The sequence below is a fragment of the Bradyrhizobium sp. Kon69 genome (genome assembly GCF_055807515.1).
In genome coordinates this window covers 161,256-182,937 of sequence record NZ_JBVVOS010000019.1, presented here as the reverse complement: position 1 = coordinate 182,937, position 21,682 = coordinate 161,256, and the positions used below count along the sequence as shown (strand labels likewise).

Annotated in this window: 16 protein-coding genes; 6 read left to right on the top strand and 10 right to left on the bottom strand. The window is 64.1% G+C overall.

All coding sequences use genetic code 11. The annotated features are described in order from the left end of the window. On the bottom strand, positions 1–1,378 hold a 1,378-nt coding region (locus tag AC0L3U_RS24895), incomplete at its 3' end, for a M10 family metallopeptidase (RefSeq protein ID WP_473363576.1). Between the two features lie 199 nt (positions 1,379–1,577). Here AC0L3U_RS24895 and AC0L3U_RS24890 point away from each other — a divergent pair. Together AC0L3U_RS24890 and AC0L3U_RS24885 are read left to right on the top strand one after the other, a co-directional pair. Further along, on the top strand, positions 1,578–1,892 hold the full coding sequence (locus tag AC0L3U_RS24890; RefSeq protein WP_473363575.1) for a hypothetical protein: 315 nt from the start codon (positions 1,578–1,580) through the stop codon (positions 1,890–1,892). Positions 1,893–2,023: 131 nt separating this feature from the next. Then, a complete protein-coding gene (locus AC0L3U_RS24885) occupies positions 2,024–3,217 on the top strand; it encodes a CaiB/BaiF CoA transferase family protein (RefSeq protein ID WP_473363574.1) in 1,194 nt (397 codons plus the stop codon). An 88-nt stretch (positions 3,218–3,305) separates the two neighbouring features. On the opposite strand, the gene AC0L3U_RS24880 is transcribed toward AC0L3U_RS24885, so the two are convergent. From AC0L3U_RS24880 to AC0L3U_RS24870, 3 genes are all read right to left on the bottom strand, one after another. Beyond that, the gene (locus AC0L3U_RS24880; protein ID WP_473363573.1) at positions 3,306–4,823 is read right to left on the bottom strand and encodes a tripartite tricarboxylate transporter permease; all 1,518 of its coding nucleotides are present in this window, start codon (positions 4,821–4,823) and stop codon (positions 3,306–3,308) included. A 12-nt stretch (positions 4,824–4,835) separates the two neighbouring features. Next, on the bottom strand, positions 4,836–5,378 hold the full coding sequence (locus AC0L3U_RS24875) for a tripartite tricarboxylate transporter TctB family protein (RefSeq protein ID WP_473363572.1): 543 nt from the start codon (positions 5,376–5,378) through the stop codon (positions 4,836–4,838). A 228-nt stretch (positions 5,379–5,606) separates the two neighbouring features. Beyond that, positions 5,607–6,593, bottom strand: a complete 987-nt coding sequence (locus tag AC0L3U_RS24870; protein WP_473363571.1) for a Bug family tripartite tricarboxylate transporter substrate binding protein — start codon at positions 6,591–6,593, stop codon at positions 5,607–5,609. Positions 6,594–7,068: 475 nt separating this feature from the next. Here AC0L3U_RS24870 and AC0L3U_RS24865 point away from each other — a divergent pair, with 475 nt between their 5' ends. Next, on the top strand, positions 7,069–10,521 hold the full coding sequence (locus AC0L3U_RS24865; protein WP_473363570.1) for an autotransporter domain-containing protein: 3,453 nt from the start codon (positions 7,069–7,071) through the stop codon (positions 10,519–10,521). A 28-nt stretch (positions 10,522–10,549) separates the two neighbouring features. Here AC0L3U_RS24865 and AC0L3U_RS24860 read toward each other — a convergent pair whose 3' ends face one another. The 5 genes from AC0L3U_RS24860 to AC0L3U_RS24840 all read right to left on the bottom strand — a co-directional run bounded on the left by AC0L3U_RS24860 (position 10,550) and on the right by AC0L3U_RS24840 (position 15,443). After that, complete coding sequence (locus AC0L3U_RS24860) at positions 10,550–10,744, bottom strand: GspMb/PilO family protein (RefSeq protein ID WP_473363569.1); 195 nt, start codon at positions 10,742–10,744, stop codon at positions 10,550–10,552. 15 nt (positions 10,745–10,759) lie between these two features. Further along, on the bottom strand, positions 10,760–11,557 hold the full coding sequence (locus tag AC0L3U_RS24855; protein ID WP_473363568.1) for an enoyl-CoA hydratase/isomerase family protein: 798 nt from the start codon (positions 11,555–11,557) through the stop codon (positions 10,760–10,762). 27 nt (positions 11,558–11,584) lie between these two features. Beyond that, a complete protein-coding gene (locus AC0L3U_RS24850) occupies positions 11,585–12,784 on the bottom strand; it encodes a pyridoxal-phosphate-dependent aminotransferase family protein (RefSeq protein ID WP_473293968.1) in 1,200 nt (399 codons plus the stop codon). Between the two features lie 114 nt (positions 12,785–12,898). After that, positions 12,899–14,182 (bottom strand): MFS transporter, encoded by a 1,284-nt coding sequence (locus AC0L3U_RS24845; protein ID WP_473363567.1) that lies wholly within the window; start codon positions 14,180–14,182, stop codon positions 12,899–12,901. A 58-nt stretch (positions 14,183–14,240) separates the two neighbouring features. Next, positions 14,241–15,443 carry a pyridoxal-phosphate-dependent aminotransferase family protein gene (locus AC0L3U_RS24840; RefSeq protein WP_473363566.1) on the bottom strand — a complete coding sequence of 401 codons (1,203 nt, stop codon included), beginning with the start codon at positions 15,441–15,443 and terminating at the stop codon, positions 14,241–14,243. Between the two features lie 133 nt (positions 15,444–15,576). Here AC0L3U_RS24840 and AC0L3U_RS24835 point away from each other — a divergent pair, with 133 nt between their 5' ends. The 3 genes from AC0L3U_RS24835 (at position 15,577) to AC0L3U_RS24825 (ending at position 19,819) form a co-directional block, all read left to right on the top strand. Then, positions 15,577–16,314 carry a GntR family transcriptional regulator gene (locus tag AC0L3U_RS24835; RefSeq protein ID WP_473363565.1) on the top strand — a complete coding sequence of 246 codons (738 nt, stop codon included), beginning with the start codon at positions 15,577–15,579 and terminating at the stop codon, positions 16,312–16,314. Positions 16,315–16,419: 105 nt separating this feature from the next. Next, on the top strand, positions 16,420–19,398 hold the full coding sequence (locus tag AC0L3U_RS24830) for an FAD-binding and (Fe-S)-binding domain-containing protein (protein ID WP_473363564.1): 2,979 nt from the start codon (positions 16,420–16,422) through the stop codon (positions 19,396–19,398). Next, positions 19,391–19,819: a GlcG/HbpS family heme-binding protein gene (locus AC0L3U_RS24825; RefSeq protein WP_473363563.1), complete on the top strand. Its 429-nt coding sequence runs from the start codon at positions 19,391–19,393 to the stop codon at positions 19,817–19,819. Before AC0L3U_RS24830 ends, AC0L3U_RS24825 begins: the two co-directional genes overlap by 8 nt. A gap of 500 nt (positions 19,820–20,319) precedes the next feature. Here the strand turns inward: AC0L3U_RS24825 and AC0L3U_RS24820 are convergent, their stop codons facing one another. Beyond that, complete coding sequence (locus AC0L3U_RS24820) at positions 20,320–21,642, bottom strand: 2-hydroxycarboxylate transporter family protein (RefSeq protein ID WP_473261852.1); 1,323 nt, start codon at positions 21,640–21,642, stop codon at positions 20,320–20,322. Positions 21,643–21,682 lie beyond the last annotated feature (40 nt).

Below are 21,682 nucleotides of genomic sequence, written 5' to 3'. Positions count from 1 at the left end.
CCTTGCCAAAATTCACCACCCAGAAGTCGATGTTAGTGCTTCCGCCCGCCGCTATCGTCGTGCTGCTCACGCTGTCGTACGACGCGGTCAAATCTGGCAGAGGGGGCTGTACAACAACAGTGCTGTCGATAATGCCATCGGCAAATTTGAAATTCTCTACCGCTGTGACGGTGTCGGTGCCATCGGGGGAGCCGCTACGCTGATCGGCGATGGTCCACGTCGCTGAACTCACATTGTAGGTGACGAGGTAATCCGCCCTGTTGCCTGAATAGACGACAGTGTCCGTGCTGGGACCGCCGTCGATAGTGTCGTTGCCGCCACCGCCAGTGATGGTATCGTTGCCCGCGCCGCCCTTCAGCACATTGGCGATGGCGTTGCCGATGATGATGTCATTGCCGGAACCGCCGGTGGCGTTGTCAATCAGCGAGCGCGTATCGCCGTTGTAGAGATAGGCGTTGTAGACGTTACCGGACGCGTAATGGCCGTTACCGAGATACGCCAGCTGCGTGGTGGAAAACACCGACGAGGCGCCGGGATTGAGATTGATGGTCAGGTTCGTCGTGTAGTTCGACAGGTCATAGGTATCGACGCCGCCACCATCCCAGATCGTCTGGTAGACGCGATTGGCCGAGCCACCGGCACCGCCATTGTCGGCCGGCTGGCCAGCGCCGTTGATGAACTCCTGCCCGGTGGTGGAGCTCCATGAATAGACGGTGGTCCCGCTCTGGGTGGTGTAGTCCGCGCCGTACATCGTCTGCAGCGCGAGGATATCGTTCGCCATATAGGTCTGCGAATATCCATAGGCCTCGTTGGTGTAGCCGCTCGTGGTCGAAGCACCGACATAGCTGCGATAGCTCATGACGGTGTATTCGCTGTCGTCGTGCGCGCTCGGCACCGCGACATTGGCGGGGCCGCCTGCCTCCTGACTGTGCTTCAAGCCAAGGGCGTGCCCGAGTTCGTGCAACGCAGTCGCAAAATAATAATTGCCGAGCGCAGCCAGCGAATAGTTGTAGGCGGTTCCGAACCAGATGTCGCCGCCGGACGCGTAGTTGCCGGGGTAATAGGCATAGGAGGTCGGACTGGCGGCCGGCGACTGCGCGACCATGATGTCGGCGCCGTTCGTCCCGGCGTACTGGATGTTGGCGTTGGTGTAGCCGAGGATTAGTCCGATCGCGTAGTTGATCGCCGCCTGCATCTGACTCGGCGCCGAGGCAAAACCCGAGGTCGTCGGCTCACTGCTGCCGCCGCTGTAGGGACTGGCGTAGTCGCTTGCAGCGTCCGGAAAGCTGTAGGTAATCGCGCCGGTCCATTTGTAGCCCGACAGCAGGCCGTCGATCTCGGCGTTGTTGGTGGCACTGACGTTGACGGCGGTGGCCAAGGGATTCTCCGAAGCAGCAAACCCCGTTCGATTCGGGCGCGGACAGGTGATTCTAGCTTGAGAGTTAAACGTTTGGTTTAATTTGGGCGAACCGGCCCGGACTCCTTCCGTAAGGCCGTGTTAGCCATCAAATCCCGTAGTCATACGGGCCAGACCAAGGAATATCGGTTCCGGCGACTGACTTGTTGCGAGTGAAATCATGAAACGACGTTCCCTCTCGGCCGGTCTGTTCGGCGCCCTGGTGGCGCTCGCCGGGCCGGGCCAACTGCCCTTCGGAGGACTGCCTGACATGGTCGGAAAAGCCAACGCGGACGAGAGCGGCAAACAAGGCGGCTCAGCGGGGCGCGCGCCCTCCGTTCCAATGGCCCGCGACCCCTCGGCTGCGGTCGCGGAGGAGTACGAATCCGCCCGTCGCACGGGAACGCGGGAGGCGTTCGAGCTGTTCATTGCGCGCCACGGCGATGACCCGCTGGCCGCGCAGGCGCGCACCGAGCTGAAGCGGCTGGCGCGCTGATCCTTCGCCGGCGCCGAGGCATTGCATTTCGACAGGTGGCATCCGCGCGGCCCTGACCTGCCGCGTGATGTCTTGCTGCACGGTCTTTCGGCACTATGGTAGGCCCGCAATCTGTCCCGGAGCCCATCAAGATGCCCTTTCCGCATGCCTCGGAAGCCCTGTCACGCTTCACCGTGCTCGATCTGACCCGCGTCCGGTCCGGGCCCACTTGCGTGCGGCAGCTCGCGGATTGGGGCGCGAACGTGATCAAGATCGACGCGCTCACCGAGGATGCCGGCGGCGAACAGCCGGGCGGGCCGCGGCGGGGCTCCGACTTCCAGAACTTGCATCGCAACAAGCGGGCGATGACGCTGAACCTGAAGGACGAGCGCGGGCTCGCCGTGTTCAAGCGCCTCGCTGCCAAGGCCGACGTTGTGGTGGAGAATTTCCGCCCCGACGTGAAGAACAAGCTCGGCATCGACTATGAGAGCCTCGCCAGGATCAACCCGCGCCTCGTCTACGGCAGCATCTCCGGCTTCGGCCAGGACGGGCCCTACCACAAGCGGCCGGGCTTCGATCAGATCGCGCAAGGCATGGGCGGACTGATGTCGATCACCGGCGCGCCGGGCGAAGGCCCGATGCGGGTCGGCATTCCGGTCGCCGACCTCACCGCCGGTCTGTTCTGTGCCATGGGCATCCTCACCGCACTGCTGGAGCGCGAGGTTTCGGGCAAGGGCCAGTGGGTGCAGACCTCGCTGCTGCAGGCCCAGATCTTCATGCTCGACTTCCAGGCCGCACGCTGGCTGATGGAAAAGGAAGTGGCCAAGCAGGCCGGCAACAACCACCCGACCAGCATACCGACCGGCGTGTTCAAGACCTCGGACGGCTACATCAACATCGCCACCACGGGCGGCCGGATCTGGGAGCGCTGCGCGCAGGCGATCGGCGCGCCGGAACTCTACAGCCATCCCGACTATCTGACCGCGCCCGCCCGCTCCAAGAACCGCGACGCGCTCAATGCCGAGATCGAGAAGCGTACCTTGACGAAGTCCACCGAGACGTGGGTCCGTGAACTCAACGAGGCCGGCGTGCCCTGCGGGCCGATCTACGCCATCGACCAGATGTTCGAAGACGAGCAGGTCAGGCATCTCGGCATCGCGCAGGAGGTGCCGAATGAAGGGGGTCGCGAGATCCGCCTGGTCGGCCAGCCGGTGACGCTGTCGCGCACGCCGAGCAGGATGGTGGCGCGGCCGCCGGAATTCGGCGAGCAGACCGACGAAGTGCTGACGGAGTTCGGCTTCGGCACGGACGAGATTGCCAAGCTCAGGGACGCCAAAGTGGTGTAGGCCCACTCAACAACCAGCAACACTCACGCTGCAGCCTGTCAGTATGATAATACCTTCGTTGGGAACCTGGGGCGATAGATTCGCCCGCCTAGTTCGGCGTCTGCTTCGCCCGCCGCGCCGAGCCCATGCGGCCCAGCAAGCCATCAATCACAGGCCAAAACAGCAGCACGATCGCCAAGGTCGTGATCGAGCCGACTAGGCCGTTCGACCAGAATACCTTGAGGTCGCCGCCGGCCCCGATCATCGACAGACGGAAGGCATCCTCGGCGCGGTTGCCGAGCACGAGCGCCAGCGTGAACGGTGCGAGCGGAATGCCGATCTTCTTGAAGACGTAGCCGACGACGCCGAAGCCGAGCATCAGCCAGATATCGAACATCGCGTTCTGGATCGCATAGGCGCCGATCGCGCATGACACCACGATCATCGGCGCCACCGCGGCGAACGGCACGCGCAGGATCGAGGCGAAGATCGGCACCGTCGTCAGCACCAGCACGAGGCCGACGACATTGCCGAGATACATCGAGGCGATCAGGCCCCAGACGAAATCCTTGTGCTCGACGAACAGCAACGGTCCCGGATTGAGCCCCCACACCATCAACCCGCCGAGCAGGATCGCGGCGGTGCCGGAGCCGGGAATGCCGAGCGCCAGCATCGGCAGCAGCGCCGCGGTGCCGGAGGCATGCGCCGCCGTCTCCGGCGCAAACACGCCCTCGATGCGGCCCTTGCCGAAGCTCTCGGGATCCTTGGAGAAACGTTTTGCCAGATTGTAGCCCATGAAAGAGGCCGCGATCGCGCCGCCCGGGGTAATGCCAAGCCAGCAGCCGATGAAGGAGGAGCGCAGCAGCGTCACCCAGTATTTCGGCAGGTCCTTCCACACACTCAGCACGACGCGCAGCGAAATGCTCGCCGCGTGTCCGCGCAACGCGAGGCGCTCCTCCATCGTCAGCAGGATCTCGCTGATGCCGAACAGGCCGATGACGGCGACGAGGAAGTTGATGCCGCGCAAAAGCTCGGACGAGCCAAAGGTCATGCGCAGATTGCCAGACACCGTGTCCATGCCGATGCCGGCGAGCAACAGCCCCAGCGACATCGAGATGACGGTCTTGTGCTTGGCCTCGCGCCCGAGACCGACGAAGGAGCAGAAGGTCAGCAGATACACCGCGAAGAACTCGGGCGGGCCGAACTTCAGCGCAAAGGACGAGATCATCGGGGCGAGGAAGGTGATCAGGAGCACCGCGACCAGCGAGCCGATGAAGGAGGACGTGAACGCCGCCGTCAGCGCCTCCGCCGCCCTGCCCTGCTGCGCCATCGGATAGCCGTCGAAAGTGGTCGCGACCGACCAGGCCTCGCCCGGGATGTTGAACAGGATCGAGGTGATCGCGCCGCCGAACAGCGCGCCCCAGTAGATGCAGGACAGCATCACGATCGCCGAGGTCGGATCCATCGTGAAGGTGAGCGGCAACAGGATCGCGACGCCGTTGGGTCCGCCGAGCCCGGGCAAGACGCCGACGAAGATACCGAGCACCAGCCCGACCATCATCAGCACGAGCGTCTTCCACGTCAGCAGGACCGCAAAGCCGTGAAGCAAAAGGCCGAGAGCTTCCATCGCGGGGGCGCCTTAGTGGCCGAAGGCCGCTTCGAGCGGCCCTTTCGGCATGATGACGTCGAAGGCGATGTCGAAGGTCACGAACATGATCGCCGTGAATACGAAAGCGGTGAGCAGCGACTTCCACAGCGCGATCTTGCCGACGAGGCGCATGAAGCTGGCGATCAGGAGGAAGCTCGCGACATAGAGGCCGAGAAACTGCGTCGCCAGACAGAACAGCAGCGTCGGCCCGAACACGGCCATGACGCGGCGGGCCTGCGCGCGCGTGACGAAGGTTGCGGGCGCCGCGCGGTGCGCGACCAGCGCCACGATCAGGCCGTAGAGGCTGGCACCACCGAGAATGACGGAGAGATAGAATGGGAAATAGCCGGGCTCTGGCCCGGTCGAATCCCAGGAGGCGCCGGTGCGCCAATTGTCGTAGCCGAGCGTCGCGGCCAGCGCGAGCAGCAAGAGGCAGACGAATATCTCGATCGTGCCGGAGGAGACGACGGAAGGCGAGTCGTCTTCGGGCGCGGTCGGATCGTCGACGACGATTTCAAGATCGGTTTGGGGCATGAGCTGACAACAATCGCTGCGGCTGATCCCCTCTCCCTGCTTGCGGAGAGAGGGTTAGGGTGAGGAGAAGTCACGGCGGGGACGGTGAGAGTTGGACTCGCGAAGAGTCCCCCTCACCCGGATTGCATCTTCGATGCAATGTAGCCGAAGCTTCGCGTCGGCGTCCCTTAAGAACGGCCGCATAGGCGGCCTATGCTCTCCCCGCAAGCGGGGCGAGGTGAAGACCGGCTACTTCGCGACGAATCCGGCTTCCGTCATCAGCGACTTGTTGACTGCATCGTCCTCCTCGAGGAATTGCACCATGTCCTTGCCGGTGAGGAAGATCGGCTTCAGCGCCTGCTTTTCCATGTAGTCCTTGTATTCGGACGTCTGCGTCACCTTGTGGAATAGCTCGACGTAGAACGCCTGCTGTTCCGCGGTGACCTTGCCGGGCAGGAACATCGCGCGCAGCATCAGATACTGCACATCGACGCCCTCCTCCTTGCAGGTCGGGATGTCGGCCCAGGACTGCGTGTCCGTCACCTTGCTGGTGTAGGAGATTCGTTCCTTGTCGAACACGCAGAGCGGACGCACCTGGCCCGCGCGCCAGACCTCGAGATTTTCGGATGGATTGTTGACGTTGGATTCGGTGTGGTTGCCGACGAGCTGGGTCGCGGCCTCGCCGCCGGACTTGTAGGGCAGATAGGAGAATTTCGCGCCGGTCTTTTGCTCGAGGAACACAGTCAGCACATGATCCTCGCGCTTGGAGCCGGTGCCGCCCATCTTGAACGGCGCGGCTGCCGCCTTCGCGGCTGCGACGAATTCCTTCACCGTCTTGGGACCCGCGCTGTTGTCCCACAGCACGAACTGGTCGAGCGCGATCACCGAAACCGGGGTCAGCTCACGCCAGTTGAACGGGATCTTCGCCGACAGTGGCAGCATGTAGATCAGCGAATAGGCGATCAGCACCTTGTTGGGGTCGCCCTCGCTGGATTTCATGTACATCAGCGCTTCGGCGCCGGAAGCCCCGCCCTTGAGCGAGACCACGATCGGCTGCTTCATCAGATTGTTCTTCTGGATCGCGGCCTGCATCATCCGCGCCATCTGGTCGGAGGCGCCGCCCGCGCCCGCCGCGACCACGATCTCGACAGGTTTGGTCGGCTCCCAGCCGGCAAAGGCCGGCGTGCTCAACGACAGCGCTGCTACAACGCCAGCAGCTTTCACTAGAATTCGCACGAGTTTCGTCCCCTGGTTATTGTTGGCTTTGTTTGCCAGGAATTTATGGCGCATTGTGCGGACTAATGCCTACGAGTTCAAGCACGCGGACATCGCGCCGCCTATGACTTTCGGCTGACGAAGCTGAGCCGGAGATGCGCTATTTACCCTTACAGCTGGGCGTGCGCTTGTTGAGGAGAGCGTCCATTCCCGTTGCGGAAATCTTCGCCTTCCTCGCGCGACCGTCTGCGGCGGATATGGCGCACCGGTTCTCCTGTCGCTTCCCGCGGGAGCGCGTGGCGAGCGACGTGGATATGTTGCCCAATGGCCACGGTGGCTGAAAATGCACAGCGGCACAGGCCCGAACCCGGCGCAAATGGATAGCCATTCATTGCAGGCCGTTGCGGCCCCATGAGATCATGTCGGGACTGCCGAGCACCCGTACGGGTCACGGTCGCGCGCTCGCGATAATTTCATTGTTGATTGAGAAGATTGGATGGCCGGACCGATGGCTGGTGAGCGGATCGGATACGGGCTGCGATCCATCGTGCGCCACTCCTTGGCGACCCTGCTGGCGACCACTGCGCTCGGCGTCGTCGCCGCGCGAGCCGTCGATGGCACCTGGGCCGGCGGCAGCAGCGACTGGACGAATGGCACGAACTGGTCAACCAACCCGGTCGTGCCGGACGGAACCGCAACGTTCACCAACACCGGAAGCACGGCCGTCGACAACAGCAACGGTGTCGTCGTCATTGGCACGGTCCAGTTCACGAGCATCGCCCAGGCCTACTCCATCACGATCGGCAAGCCGTTCACCGTCAACGCGGCAGGCATTGTCAACAATTCCGGGACGACGCAGAATTTCGAAGTCACCTCTGGCAACAGTCTGGCGTTCCAGAACAGCAGCACCGCGCGCGGCGGTATCGGGGCCGGAGCCGTCATCATCACGAACGACGCTGGCGGCCAGATCGATTTCTTCACCAGCGCCTCGGCCGGCAGCGCCACGATCAACAACCTCGCTTCGGCGACGCTGAACTTCCACAACACCACCACTGCCGCCACTTCGACCATCACCAACGACGGAACGGTGAACTTCGACGGCTCCAGCACGGGCGGCAGCGCGCGTTTCGTCAACAATGTCGGGGGCACGGTCGATATTTCCGGCCTGACCAGCACCGGCATGACCGCGGGCTCGATTGAAGGCGCCGGCAATTACGTGCTCGGCGCCAAGACCCTCACCACAGGCAGCCTCAACTCCTCGACCCAGGTCGACGGCGTGATCTCCGGTAACGGCGGCGGACTGACCAAGGTCGGCACCGGCACGATGACGCTGACTGGCACCAACACCTACACGGGCGCGACGACGATCTCGGCGGGAACGCTCGCGATCTCGGGCTTCGGCAGCATTGCGAGCTCCAGCGTCGTCACGGTGAACGCGACGCTCGATATCTCGGCAATAACCCCGGCATCCGCCGCGATCACGACGCTCGCCGGCAGCTCGAGCGGCGTCGTCAACATGGGCGGCAAGGGACTGTTCATCACCAACGGCTCGACCGAGTTCGCGGGCGTGATCCAGGGCACCGGTGGATTTGACGTCGCTGGCGGAACGCAGACCCTCTCCGGTGTGAACACTTACTCCAATACGACGCAGATCGATGCCGGCGCGACGCTAGCGCTGAAAGGCAGCGGATCGATCGCGAACTCGGCGAGCGTGACGTTCACGCCAGGCGCAGGCGGTACGTTCGACATCTCGCAAACAACCTCCGGCACGTCGGTGAACGCTCTGTTCTCGTTGACCGCTGGCGGCATCGTCGCACTTGGATCGAAGACACTGACAATCACCAGTGGCAGCTTCTTCGGCGGCGTCATTCAGGATGGCGGCATTGCGGGCGGCACCGGCGGCAACGTCGTCATCGCCAACGGCGCCACCCAGCAGCTCTACGGCACCAACGCTTATACCGGCACCACGACCATCGCGAGCGGCGGCGAGCTCGATCTCATCAACTTCGGCGGCAGCGATGGCAGCATCGCGACCTCGCGCAATGTCGTCGCCAACGGCTTCTTCGACATCTCGGCCCTGGGCGCCGGCACGTCGATCAAGTCGCTGGCGGGCTCCGGTAACGTCAACATCGGGGCCAACACGCTGACCATCACCAACGGCATCGGCAATTTTGCGGGCGTCATCGACGACGGCGGCGCGGGCGGCGGCCTCACGCTGACCGGTGGCACGCAGACACTGTCCGGCGCCAACACCTATACCGGCGCCACCACGATCAACGGCGGCAAACTCGTCGTGGACGGCTCGATCCTGAGCCCAATCACCGTCAATGCCGGCGGCACACTCGCCGGCGGCGGTCCGCTGCCTGGCCAGGGCGTCGTCGGCAACGTCGCGATCAATGGTGGCACGCTCGCGCCCGGCAGCAGCACGAATTCGTTCGCGCCGCTAACGATCAACGGCCCCCTCAGCTTCACGGCGGCCTCGACCTATCTCGTGCAGGTCTCCTCCGGCAATGCCAGCCTCGCCAACGTCAACGGAGCGGCCACGCTCGGCAACGCGACGGTGAGCGCGATGTTCGGCTCGGGCACGATCAAGAAGCAGTACACGGTCCTGTCCGCGACCGGCGGTTTTGGCGGCACCTCCTTCAACGCAGCCGTCGTCTCCAACGTGCCGACGATCAACGCGTCGCTGAGCTACGGCACCAACAATGTGTTCCTCAACATCGGCGTCAACTTCGCGCCCAGCGGCGGCGGCCTCACCGTCAACCAGCAAAACGTTGCGAACACGCTGACCAGCTTCTTCAACTCGACCGGCGGCATTCCGGCGGCCTTCGCTGCGCTGACGCCGGCCGGACTGACGACGGCCTCGGGCGAGCTCGGCACCGGCATCATCCAGTCCGCGATCAATGCCGACGGGCAGTTCCTCAATCTGATGCTCGACCCGACCGTCATCGGCCGCTCGGGCGGTTTCGCCAAGGCCGGCAGCGTGGCGCAATTCGCCGAGAGCGACGACGGGGCCGCCTATGCGTCCATGCGCCCGGCCAACGCGCGCGAGCGCGAGGCTTATGCGATGGCAACCAAGGCGCCGCTGCTCGTCTCGCAGCCGGCCAGCCGCTGGAGCCTCTGGACCGCCGGCTATGGCGGATCGGCACAAGTCGGCGGCAATGCGCCGGTCGGCTCGCAAGACCTGACCGCACGGGTCTGGGGCGGCGCGGCCGGCGCCGACTACAGGGTTTCGGTGGACACGCTGGTGGGCTTCGCGCTCGGCGGCGGTGGACTGAGCTACTCGCTCTCCAATGCGATGGGTTCGGGCTCGGCAGACATGTTCCAAGCCGGCGTCTACGGTCGGCACAATTTCGGACCGGCCTATATTTCCGCCGCGCTTGCCTATGGCTGGCACGACGTGACGACCAACCGCACCGTGGCGCCCGGCGGCTTCGACCAGCTGCAGAGCCGCTTCAAGGCCGACACCTTCTCGGCCCGCTTCGAGGGCGGCTACCGCTTCGCGACGCCGATGATCGGCCTCACCCCCTATGCGGCCGCGCAGGTCACGAACGTCAACCTGCCCAACTACTCCGAAGTCAGCCTCAATGGCGGCGGACTGTTCGCGTTGAACTATGCCTCGCAATCGCTGACCGACACCCGCTCCGAGCTCGGCCTGCGCACCGACAAATCGTACGCGATGCAGAACGGCGTCCTGACGCTGCGCGGTCGCGCCGCCTGGGCGCACGACTACAATCCGGGCCGCGCCGTCACCGCGCTGTTCCAGACCCTGCCGGGCACCAGCTTCGTCGTGAACGGCGCCCGGGTCGACGCCGACTCCGCACTCGTCAGCGCCAGCGCCGAGATGAAATGGCTGAGCGGCTTCTCCATCGCCGGTACCTTCGACGGCGAGTTCTCGGGCAACTTCGCCAGCTATTCCGGCAAGGGCGTGTTCAAGTACGCTTGGTGAGCCGACGTCGTGATTTGACGAGGCCGCCCTACTTCCCGGCCTGCCATTGACCCGAGACGCCCAAAATCACCCTGACGCGGCCGGTGGCCGCATCACTCAGCGCCGTGGTCTGCGGCACCTGGACGTCGAGCTGGTCGACGAACAGGAACGGCATGCCGGCTTCGCATAAAGGGAGAAGCGCGCAATTGCGATTCCGGAACCAATTGATAGTTGCACGGCGCAATCGGCAGAGGCCGCGCTACTTGCCCTTCCAGTTCGGCGTGCGCTTGTTGAGGAAGGCGTCCATTCCCTCGCGGAAATCTTCGCTCATATAGGCCTTGAGGATCAGATCCTCGCCCTCTTCGCGCGACAGCGTGCGGCGGATGCGGCGCACTGCCTCCTTGGTCGCTTCAAGCGTCAGCGGGGCGTGGCTTGCCACCAGCCTGGCGGTCTCGTCGGCGCGGCGCTGCAGCGTCTCGACATCAGGGACAATCTCGTTGAGGAGGCCGAGGGCCAGCGCTTCCGGTGCCTCGACGAGACGCGCCTTGAAGATCATATCCTTGGTGCGGGCGGGGCCGACCAGCGAGACGACGCGGCTGATGTTCGACATCGACAGGCAGTTGCCGAGCGTGCGCGCGATCGGAAACCCGATGCGCGTCGTTTCAGTCCCGATGCGCAGGTCGCAGCAAGCCGCAATTCCGGCGCCGCCGCCGGTGCATGCCCCCGCGATCGCCGCGATCACGGGCACGCGGCACTGCTCCAGCGTGCCGAGCACGCGGTCGATGCGGGCCTCATAGTCGAGCGCATCCTGCGCGGTTTTGAATGCACGAAACTGAGAAATGTCGGTGCCGGAGGCAAACGCCTTGTCGCCGGCGCCGGTCAGGATCAGCGCCTTGATCGAGCGGTCGGCGTTGATCTCCTGGCAGATCTCCGCCATGCGCTCGTACATGGCGAAGGTCAGTGCGTTGCGCGCCTGCGGGCGGTTGAAGGTGATCCGCGCGATGCCGTCCGTGACGGAGTAGAGCAGGTCTTCGTTGGCGGTCGTCGGTGCGTTCATCGCGCGCTCTCTTTTCTCGAAGTCGGTTCAGGCAACCTGAGCTTTGGTCATCGGCACCGCGTCGCGTCCCTTCAGGACGTCCATGGCCGCCAACACGCCGCCGCTCCGGTGCGGGATCTTTGCAAGATCGAGGCCCATCTCGACGCCGGCGAGCGTCCCCATCAGCATCAGGTCGTTGAAATGGCCGATATGGCCGATGCGGAACACCTTGCCCTTGACCTTGTTCAGGCCAGTGCCGAGCGACATGTCGAAGTTTTCCAGCACCACCTTGCGGAAGGCATCGGCGTCATGGCCATCAGGCACGCGCACGCCTGTCAGCGCCGGCGAGTGGGCGGCAGGATCGGCGCACTGCGTCTCCAGGCCCCAGACCTTGATCGCGGCGCGCGTCGCCGCGCTATGGCGCTTGTGGCGGGTCCAGACGTTCTCGAGCCCCTCCTCTTCCAGCATCTTGATCGCCTCGCGCAGGCCGTAGAGCAAATTGGTGGCCGGCGTGTAGGGGAAGGTGCCGAGCTTGTTGAAGCCGATTACCTCCTGCCAGTCCCAATAGGAGCGCATGCCGGGGTTGGCCTTGGCCACCGCGAGCGCCTTCTCCGAGACGGCGTTGAAGCCGAGGCCCGGCGGCAGCATCAGGCCCTTCTGCGAGCCGGCGACCGAGACATCGATGCCCCAGGCATCGTGCTCGTACTCGATCGAGCCGAGGCCGGAGATGGTGTCGACCATCAGCAGCGCGGGATGCTTGACCCGGTCGAGCAGCTTGCGCACCTCCAGCGGCGGCGTCACGCAGCCGGTCGAGGTCTCGTTATGGACGACGCAGACCGCCTTGATGGTGTGCTGCTTGTCGGCGGCTAAGCGCTTCTCGATCTCGGCGAGATCGGCACCATGGCGCCAGTCGCTCGGGATGAAGTCGACGTCGAGCTTGAACTTGTCGGCGATGCCGCGCCACAGCACGGCGAACTGGCCGGTCTCGCACATCAGCACCTTGTCGCCGGGCGCGAGCACGTTGACCATCGCGGCTTCCCAGGCGCCGGTGCCGGACGAGGGGAAGATGATCACGGGCTGCTTGGTGCGGAACACCCGCTGCATGCCGGCGAGGACGGCGAAACCGAGCTCGGCGAACTCCGGACCGCGATGGTCCAGCGTCGGCATGTCCATCGCCCGCAGCACCCGGTCGGGCACGTTGGTCGGTCCTGGAATCTGGAGAAAATGCCTTCCAGTATGCACGGTCATCGGCGTCCTTCCCGGTCTTGCCTTGATTTTGATGGCCGCCGAATAGCACCATTTGACCGGCTTGTCCCCTCTCCTAAAGGCGCCTCCCATGCATAACCGGCGGGCGGCCGCCCCCTACTCCGCGGCCAGCACCTTACCAGACGGCAGGCCGCTTTCGGCCTCCGTGAACGGGCGCTCCGGATGCATCAGGAAGGCGGAAAAGCCGCCGAGCAGCAGCAGACCCATCGACATCAGGAACGGCAGGTACCAATTGCCGGTCGCGTCGATGACGAAGCCCGCGACCAGCGGAGATACGATGGCGGCAAAGGCCGAGCCGGTGTTCATGAGTCCCGAGGCGGTCCCGGAATGTTTCGGGGCGATGTCCATCGGGATCGACCACATCGGTCCGATCACGAGCTCAGCGCAGAAGAAGCCGGCCGACAGGCTCAGCGCGACGATCGTGATGTCGTGGACGAACAGGATCGGAAACAGCGAGAGCAGCGCCCCCGCAAATCCCGCAACGGTGACGCTCAGCCGCGCCAGCCGGACATTGCCGGTGCGGTCGAGGATCTTGTCCGAGAGCACGCCGCCGACGCTGTCGCCGATCACGCCGGCGAAGAACACGCCCGAGGCGAACAGTGCCGAATTCTTGATGTCGAGATTGTAGTTGTTCTTGAAGAACAGCGGCAGCCAGTTGAGATAGAGCCACAGGCACCAGCCGTAGCAGAAATAGGTCAGCGTCACCGGCCACATCCGCCCCAATAGCGGGCCCCAGGGCACGCTCGGCCGCTCGCCGGTTGCGCGCGGCGGCAGTGCGGCGAGCTCGGCCTCAGTGATGGAGGCGTGCTCCTTCGGCTCGTTGCGGAAGTACCAGACCCAGACGACGCCCCAGACGAGACTGACGAAGCCGAGCACTACGAATGCGCCGCGCCACGTCAGCCACAGGATCAGCAGCGCCACCACCGGCGGCGTCACCGCATTGCCGAGCCGGGCGAAGGAATGGGTCAGCCCTTGCGCAAAACCGCGGCGGTTCGCCGGCGTCCAGTATTGCATCGCACGCGTCGCGGTCGGAAAGGTCGCGCCCTCACCGAAGCCGAGCGCAAAACGGGCGATGAACAGCGCGGCGAGGCCATGCACAAAGCCGGTCGAGATGGTCGCCACCGCCCAGATCATGCCGCACCAGAACAGCGTCCTGCGCGGCCCGAAGCGATCGCCGACCCAGCCCCCGATCACCTGGAACAGCAGATAGGGATAGGCGAAGGCGGAGAAGACGAGGCCGAGCTGGGTGTTCGACAGACCGAGCTCCTTCTGGATCTCGCTCGCCGCGGTGCCGATGTTCACCCGGTCGACGTAGGTGATGAAGTACATCGCGCAGAGCATCGCCAGCACGACATGCGTGGCCTTGAACCGAATTTTCATCTCCACCCCTCCGTGTTTATCTTTTTTAGTGGTTGTCGCCCGCGTGTCCCCGCGCGGTTTAAGTGCCGACCACTTTCAGATGCGGCGACGCGTTGCCCTGCGGGCGCTGCTCCAGCAGCTTCATCGCAGCGTCGACGCCACCGGAGCGGTGCGGCACGCCCGCGACCGACAAGCCCATCTCCACACCGGTGAGCGCGCCGAGCAGCGTCAGCGCATTGCATTCGCCGAGATGGCCGATGCGGAAGACTTTGCCGGCGACCTTCGACAGGCCCGAGCCGAGCGACATGTTGTAGTTGTCCAAAACGATCTTGCGGAACTGATCGGCGTTATGTCCCGGCGGCATCAGCACTGCCGTGAGCACCGGCGAGAACTCGGCGGGCTCCTGGCAGAGGATCTCGAGGCCCCAATGATTGACGGCGGCCCGGGTCGCAGCAGCCAGCCGCTGATGCCGCGCGAAAACGTCGTCGAGCCCTTCTTCGAGCAGCATCGCAATCGCCTCGCGCAGGCCGTAGAGCAGGTTGGTCGCCGGCGTGTAGGGGAAGAAGCCGTTTGCATTCGGCTTGAGCATCTCCTCCCAGTCGAAATAGGAGCGCGGCATCCTGTTGGTCTTCGCCGCAGCGCGCGCCTTCTCAGAGATCGCGTTGAAGCCGAGGCCGGGCGGCAGCATGAAACCCTTCTGCGAGCAGCTGACGCTGACATCGACCTTCCATTCGTCGTGGCGGTAGTCGACCGAGCCGAGCGAGGAGATGGTGTCGACCATCAGCAGCGCCGGATGGTCCGTGCGATCGATCGCAGCGCGGATCTCGGCGATGCGGCTGGTCGCACCGGTCGAGGTTTCGTTGTGCACGACCATCACCGCCTTGATCGCGTGCGCGGTGTCGTCAGTGAGTCTTGCCTCGATCACGGCCGGATCGGCGCCGCGGCGCCAGTCGCCAGGAACGAAATCGACCTCGATGCCGAACCGCCCCGCCATTTGACGCCACAGGGTGGCGAAATGGCCGGTCTCGACCATCAGCACCTTGTCGCCCGGCGACAGCGTGTTGACGATCGCGGCCTCCCAGGCGCCGGTCCCCGACGAGGGGAAGATCACCACCGGGCCGGCGGTCTGGAAGATTTTCTGGCTGCCTTCGAGCACGGCGTGGCCAAGCTCGCCGAATTCCGCGCTCCGGTGGTCGATGACAGGCATGTCCATGGCGCGCAGGACGCGCTCGGGGACCGGGCTCGGGCCCGGAATCTGAAGGAAATGGCGTCCCTGATGCATGAAAACCTCCCAGTCGGCGGATTTTGGCCGGCTCTGGAGCCTATTTTGCATTCATTTTTTGTACTTTCAACCGATTTTTGGTATTCGATTGCGGACATCGACGCGACCAAACAGGCAAACTATTGTGCTGCAAATGAAATCCACGATTCCCGACACCGGGGTTCCGATTGCCCCGCCCGCCGCAAATGGCGGCGACCGCCAAGAGGCCTCGCTTCACGGCGAGATCCTGCTGCGGCTGCGCGACTACGTGGTCGAGGGCAACATTCCCGACGGCGCGCGCGTTCCCGAACGGCAGCTCTGCGAGATGTTCGGCATCTCCCGCACGCCGCTGCGCGAGGCCTTGAAAGTGCTCGCCGCCGAGGGCCTGATCGAGCTGCTCCCCAACCGCGGCGCACGGGTCCGCCAGCTCAGCCAGCGCGACCTCGAGGAGTTGTTCGACGTGATGGCGGGGCTGGAGAGCCTTGCCGGGCGCCTGGCCTGCGAAGCCATTACGGATGCGGAAATCACCGCGATCGAGCAGCTGCACTACGAGATGTACGGCCACTATCTGCATCGCGACATGCACGGCTATTTCCAGACCAACCAGCGCATCCACGAAAGCATCGTCGCGGCCGCGCGCAACGAGACGCTGAAGACCGCATACGCCAACTTTGCAGGCCGCATCCGCCGCGTCCGCTACTCCGCCAATTTCGCCCGCAAGCGGCAGCGCTGGGCGGAAGCGATGCGAGAGCACGAGGCCATCCTCGATGCGCTGCGCCGCCGTGCCGCGAGCGAGCTCAGCGACATCCTGTTCCAGCACCTGCGCAACAAGCGGACGGCCGCGCTCGAGCACCTGACCGAGCCCCAAGCGGACGCTCCGGCCTCCCCTTGAGGATAGCCGGCTTGCTCATTTTGAATTCATAATATAATCGATCAGAAACAAGAATGAATACCCCAGCCCGGCCGTGCGCCTCGCTGGATCACTTCGGGACCAGGGATGACAAACGCCTCCTCGCTCGAACGGCGCCTGCGCGCGGACATGACCGGCGACGTGCTGTTCGACGGCTTCAACCGCGGCCGCTACGCCACCGACGCCTCGTTCTACCAGATCGTGCCGGCCGGCGTGGTCGTGCCAAAAACCATGGACGAGGCCCTGCGGGCGCTGGCGATCGCCCGCGACGAAGGCCTGAAGGTCACCCCGCGCGGCGGCGGCACCTCGCAATGCGGCCAGACTGTCAATGACGGCCTCGTGGTCGATCTCTCGAAGCACCTGAACCGGATCCTGGCGCTCGACGTCGACGGGCGCAGCTGCGTGGTCGAGCCCGGCATCGTGCTCGACGACCTCAACCGCCAACTCCGAAAGCACGGCCTCTGGTTTCCGGTCGACGTCTCCACGGCGTCGCGCGCCACCATCGGCGGCATGGCGGGCAACAATTCCTGCGGCGGCCGCAGCTTGCGCTACGGCACCATGCGCGACAACACGATGTCGATGGAGGCAGCGCTCGCCGACGGCACGCTGAGCCGCTTCGGCGAGGTGTCGCGCGATCTCTCCGATCTCGACGCGAACGACAGCGCGCGCGCCCTGTTCCGCGACATGCTCGATCTCGGCGCCCGCGAGGCAGGGGAGATCGCCGCACGTTTTCCAAAAGTGCAGCGCCGTGTCGGCGGCTACAATCTCGATGCGCTGGTGCCGCGCAATGCGCGCAACAACATGGCGCACCTTCTCGTCGGCTCCGAGGGCACCCTCGCTTTCACCACCAAAGTCGAACTGAAGCTGTGGCCCGTGATCCGCAACAAGGCGCTCGGCATCTGCCATTTCGGCAGTTTTTACGAGGCGATGGACGCGACCCAGCATCTGGTCAAGCTGAAGCCGATCGCGGTCGAGCTGGTTGACCGCACCATGCTCGCGCTCGGCCGCGACATCGCGATGTTCCGGCCCATCATTTCCACCGCGATCAAGGGTGATCCGGATGCGGTGCTCGTGGTCGAGTTCGCCGAGGAGGATCAGGCGGACAATTTCGTGCGCCTGAAGCAGCTCGGCGAGCTGATGGGCGATCTCGGCTTCGGCTGGAGCAATGACAAGCGCAAATGGGGCGGCGTGGTGGACATCACCGAGCCCGCGCTCCAGAGCGGGATCGCCGATTTCCGCGCCGCCGGCCTCAATGTCATGATGTCGATGAAGCAGGAGGGCAAGCCGGTCTCCTTCGTCGAGGACTGCGCCGTGCCGCTGCCGCATCTCGCCGACTACACCGCGCGGCTGAGCGAGGTCTTCGCCAAGCACGGCACCAGCGGCACGATGTACGCTCACGCCTCCGAAGGCTGCCTGCATGTGCGGCCCGTGCTGAATTTGAAGCTGGAGAAGGACGTCAGGGCGATGCGGGCCATCGCCGAGGAAGCCTTCGAACTGGTGCGAGAGTACAAGGGCTCGCATTCCGGCGAGCACGGCGATGGCCTGGTGCGCTCCGAATTCCACGCAACCATGTTCGGCGAGCGCCTCGTCGCCGACTTCAGGGAAGTGAAGCAGCGCTTCGATCCCGAGGGCGTGCTCAATCCCGGCAAGATCGTCGACGCTCCCAGGATGGACGACCGCTCGCTGTTTCGCTTCAAGCCGGACTATCGCGTCGCTGAACTCAAGACAAAACTCGACTGGTCCGCTTATCCCGGGGCCGGCGCCGGCTTTCAGGGCGCGGTCGAGATGTGCAACAACAACGGCGCCTGCCGCAAGCTCGAGGGCGGCGTGATGTGCCCGTCCTACCGCGCGACGCGCAACGAGAAGGACGTGACGCGAGGCCGCGCCAACACACTACGACTCGCGATCTCCGGCCAGCTTGGCGTGGGCGCGCTCTCCTCCGACGAGATGATGGAGACGCTGAAGCTCTGCGTCTCCTGCAAGGCCTGCCGCCACGAATGCCCGACCGGCGTCGACATGGCCAAGATGAAGATCGAGGTGCTCGCCGCGCGCGCGGCCTCGCATGGCCTGACCTTGCGCGATCGATTGGTCGGCTACCTCCCGCGCTATGCCGGCCTCGCGTCGCGCTTTGCGCCGCTGGCGAATTGGCGCAACCGCAGCCCGCTGCTGCGAAAGCTGTTCGAGCGCTTTGCCGGCATCAGCGCGCGCCGCGCGCTGCCCGCCTTCCGCAGCGACGTGTTTGCACCGCTGGCCGAAACGGTCGGGCCGGACACCGGCCGCGAGGTCGTGCTGTTCGCCGACACCTTCAACCGCATCTACGAGCGCGAAAACCTTGAGGCCGCGTTGCGCGTGCTCGCAGCCGGCGGCTATCGCGTGCATCTGCCGAAACCCGCAAGCGGCCCGCGTCCGCTGTGCTGCGGCCGCACCTTCTTGTCAGCGGGCCTCGTCGACGAAGCCAAATCCGAGCTCGATCGTCTCGTCGCCGCATTCGCGCCCTTTGCCGCGCGCGGCGTGCCGATTGTCGGGCTCGAGCCAAGCTGCCTTTTGACGCTGCGCGACGAACTTGCCTCGCTGCGCAAGGACGACGACGCCCAGGCCGTCGGCGCCCACGCGCTGACCTTCGAGGAATTCCTGGTGCGCGAGGCCGAGGCCGGCCGGCTGCAATTGCCGCTCGGCACCGTTACCGACAAAGCACTGGTGCACGGCCATTGCCACCAGAAATCCTTCGGCGCGTTCAAACCCGTCGAGCAGGTGCTGCGCCTCGTTCCCGGCCTTGAGGTCGAAACCATCGAGTCGAGCTGCTGCGGCATGGCCGGAGCCTTCGGTTATGGCGCGGACACCTACGATGCCTCGATCGAGATGGCCGAGCTCTCGCTGCTACCCGCCGTGCGACGCGCGGACCAGAATACGCTCGTCGTTGCCGACGGCACCTCCTGCCGGCACCAGATCCACGACGGCGCCCAGCGCGAGGCGCTTCACGTCGCACGCGTGCTGGCGATGAGCCTCGATCGTGCCGAAACCCAATCCACAACCCCTCCAAATGCAAAGGAAACCAATCGTGGCTGACCTCACCCTCGACATCGCCCGCAAGATCCTCGACGCCGCCTTCGCGAAATCCACCGAGCTGAAGCTGAAGCCGCTGGTCGTCACAATCCTCGACGCCCGCGGGGTGCTCAAGACCGCGGCGGCACAGGATGGCACCAGCCTGATGCGCGCCGAGATCGCACACGGCAAGGCCTACGGCGCGCTCGCATTGGGCATGGGCTCGCGCGCTCTCTTCCAGCGTGCGCAGGAGCAGGCCTATTTCATCGACGCCGTGAACACCATGGCCAAGGGCGCGCTGGTGCCGGTCCCCGGCGGCGTGCTGATCATGGACGGCACGACGCTGCTCGGCGCCGTCGGCGTCTCCGGCGACACCTCCGACAATGACGAGGCGTGCGCCTTGGCCGGCATCCAGGCCGCGGGGTTGAAGGCCAACGCGGGATAGCGATCGTCCACGCACCAGGAGCCCCACGCTCGCCAAGACCTTTGGGGGCACGCCGGCTAGGAATGCTGATCGAGGGTTCGTGTTCCTAGACTGTTACGGGCTTAACCCGAGACAGAATATCCCAGCATTTCCAATCCAATGTTGAGAGGGAAACGAAGGCATGTGCGGAAGAGAAATCAATCGGCACTACACCTGTTCACGGGCGTTCCGCGTTTGCTTTCCTGCCGGGCCGATGAAGAGGCTCGTAAGGTTTCCACGCTGAACGAGAAACTTGGGGCGCTGGTTATCGCCTCATCTGTACTTTCGACCTTCGTATGGGAAAGCAGTTCGCGGCATTGTTTTCCTAAGTGCGACAATGATGCACTCAAGTAGAAACCTGCAAGTAACGGCTCCTTGGCTCCGGGCATGATGGACTAGCTATGACCCGACCGCGAGCCGACCAGCAGAAAAGCGGCGGCGCTCAGCGTGGTATGCCGAGCGCCGCCAGTCACAGGGAGAGGTCAGAACATCCACTTCATCAATAGTGTCGCCACAACGATCATGATTGCTCCTCCGACACGTGTGGCAATCTGAGCGAATGCCATCAGGTTCATTCGATCGGCTGCGCCGAGGATCGCGACATCTCCAGTGCCGCCAAGTCCGGAATGGCACGCGGTCACGATCGCCGCCTCCACCGGGTACATGTTCAACCATTTGCCGACGAAGAAGCCAGACAAGATCATCGTCAGAACGGTCGCCGTGCAAATCCCGATATATCCGGGATTGAACGATGCGATGAGCTGTTGCCAAGAGACGAGTAGCGTTCCCATCGCGACCAAGATTGCGAACGTCAGGTTTGTCGACATGAACTTGTTGATTTGATAGGCGCCAAGTTCCATCTCGTTCGGCAATATCCGGGTCAGCTTCAGGACAATGGCAGCAATAATCATCATGATCGGCCCAGGGATGCCCGCGTAGGGGGCCAAAATGACGCCAAAAACAAACAAGCCGCACGACAACACGATACCCGCGCCGAGCAGAGAGAGATCGATTGGACGATCCGGCTGCGCCTCCCCGAGAAGGTCGTCGTCCCCGGTCTTGACCAGCGTTCCTCGACCACTAAGATCACGGCGCTTCTCACCGAGCCGTGCTAACAACCCGGCACTGACAATCGCAACAACGTTTCCGAGCAGCGCCGCCGGCACCATTTGCGCGACCAGTTCGGATTGCTGCCGCTGCAATATTTCTGAATACGCGATGGAAAGGGGCAACACACCTTCGGCGAGGCCGCCGCCGATGATCGGGATTACGATGAAAAAGAACGTGTCCTTCGGGCTGTGACCGAACAGTAATCCGACAGCAATGCCAGCGGAAACCGCCGCAACTGTGCCGACCGAAAGCGGGACGAACATTCGAATAAAGCCCTGAATCAACACGCGATGAGGCATCCCGAGGATCGAGCCTGCGACGAGGCAAGCGATAAAGAAGTACTGAAAATTGGCCGTGCGGAAAGTTGTCGTGATGGCTTTCAAGGCGGCGTCCGGTATCAGGCCGTAATTGACCAGAGCCGACGGGATGAAAAGGCAAAGGATTGCGGTGCCGCCAATCTGCTTCAGGACGGGGATCGTTCGCCCCAGCTTGCCCAGCAAAAACCCGAGCAGCATCAGAACCGAGAGTCCCCCGATCACGTCGTTTGGCAATTTTCCGTTGTAAACTGCCACCCCGGAGACAAATACCGCAGCCAGATAGATCCCGATCGGCAGCGGGCCGATGCTGATCGCGGCAATTCCTTTGAGCGCCGATTGTTCCGCCGTGTCCGCCACGCGATATGTGGTGTCAGCCAAGAATTCCTCCTTTATTTACGATCATTGGTCACCCGCATGA

Bases quoted from the DNA above. Each gene is read 5' to 3' on its own strand.
- AC0L3U_RS24865 (WP_473363570.1), top strand. From the start codon at position 7,069: ATGGCCGGACCGATGGCTGGTGAGCGGATCGGATACGGGCTGCGATCC.
- AC0L3U_RS24845 (WP_473363567.1), bottom strand. From the start codon at position 14,182: ATGAAAATTCGGTTCAAGGCCACGCATGTCGTGCTGGCGATGCTCTGC.
- AC0L3U_RS24835 (WP_473363565.1), top strand. From the start codon at position 15,577: ATGAAATCCACGATTCCCGACACCGGGGTTCCGATTGCCCCGCCCGCC.
- AC0L3U_RS24880 (WP_473363573.1), bottom strand. From the start codon at position 4,823: ATGGAAGCTCTCGGCCTTTTGCTTCACGGCTTTGCGGTCCTGCTGACG.
- AC0L3U_RS24855 (WP_473363568.1), bottom strand. From the start codon at position 11,557: ATGAACGCACCGACGACCGCCAACGAAGACCTGCTCTACTCCGTCACG.
- AC0L3U_RS24890 (WP_473363575.1), top strand. From the start codon at position 1,578: ATGAAACGACGTTCCCTCTCGGCCGGTCTGTTCGGCGCCCTGGTGGCG.
- AC0L3U_RS24840 (WP_473363566.1), bottom strand. From the start codon at position 15,443: ATGCATCAGGGACGCCATTTCCTTCAGATTCCGGGCCCGAGCCCGGTC.
- AC0L3U_RS24830 (WP_473363564.1), top strand. From the start codon at position 16,420: ATGACAAACGCCTCCTCGCTCGAACGGCGCCTGCGCGCGGACATGACC.
- AC0L3U_RS24885 (WP_473363574.1), top strand. From the start codon at position 2,024: ATGCCCTTTCCGCATGCCTCGGAAGCCCTGTCACGCTTCACCGTGCTC.
- AC0L3U_RS24850 (WP_473293968.1), bottom strand. From the start codon at position 12,784: ATGACCGTGCATACTGGAAGGCATTTTCTCCAGATTCCAGGACCGACC.
- AC0L3U_RS24875 (WP_473363572.1), bottom strand. From the start codon at position 5,378: ATGCCCCAAACCGATCTTGAAATCGTCGTCGACGATCCGACCGCGCCC.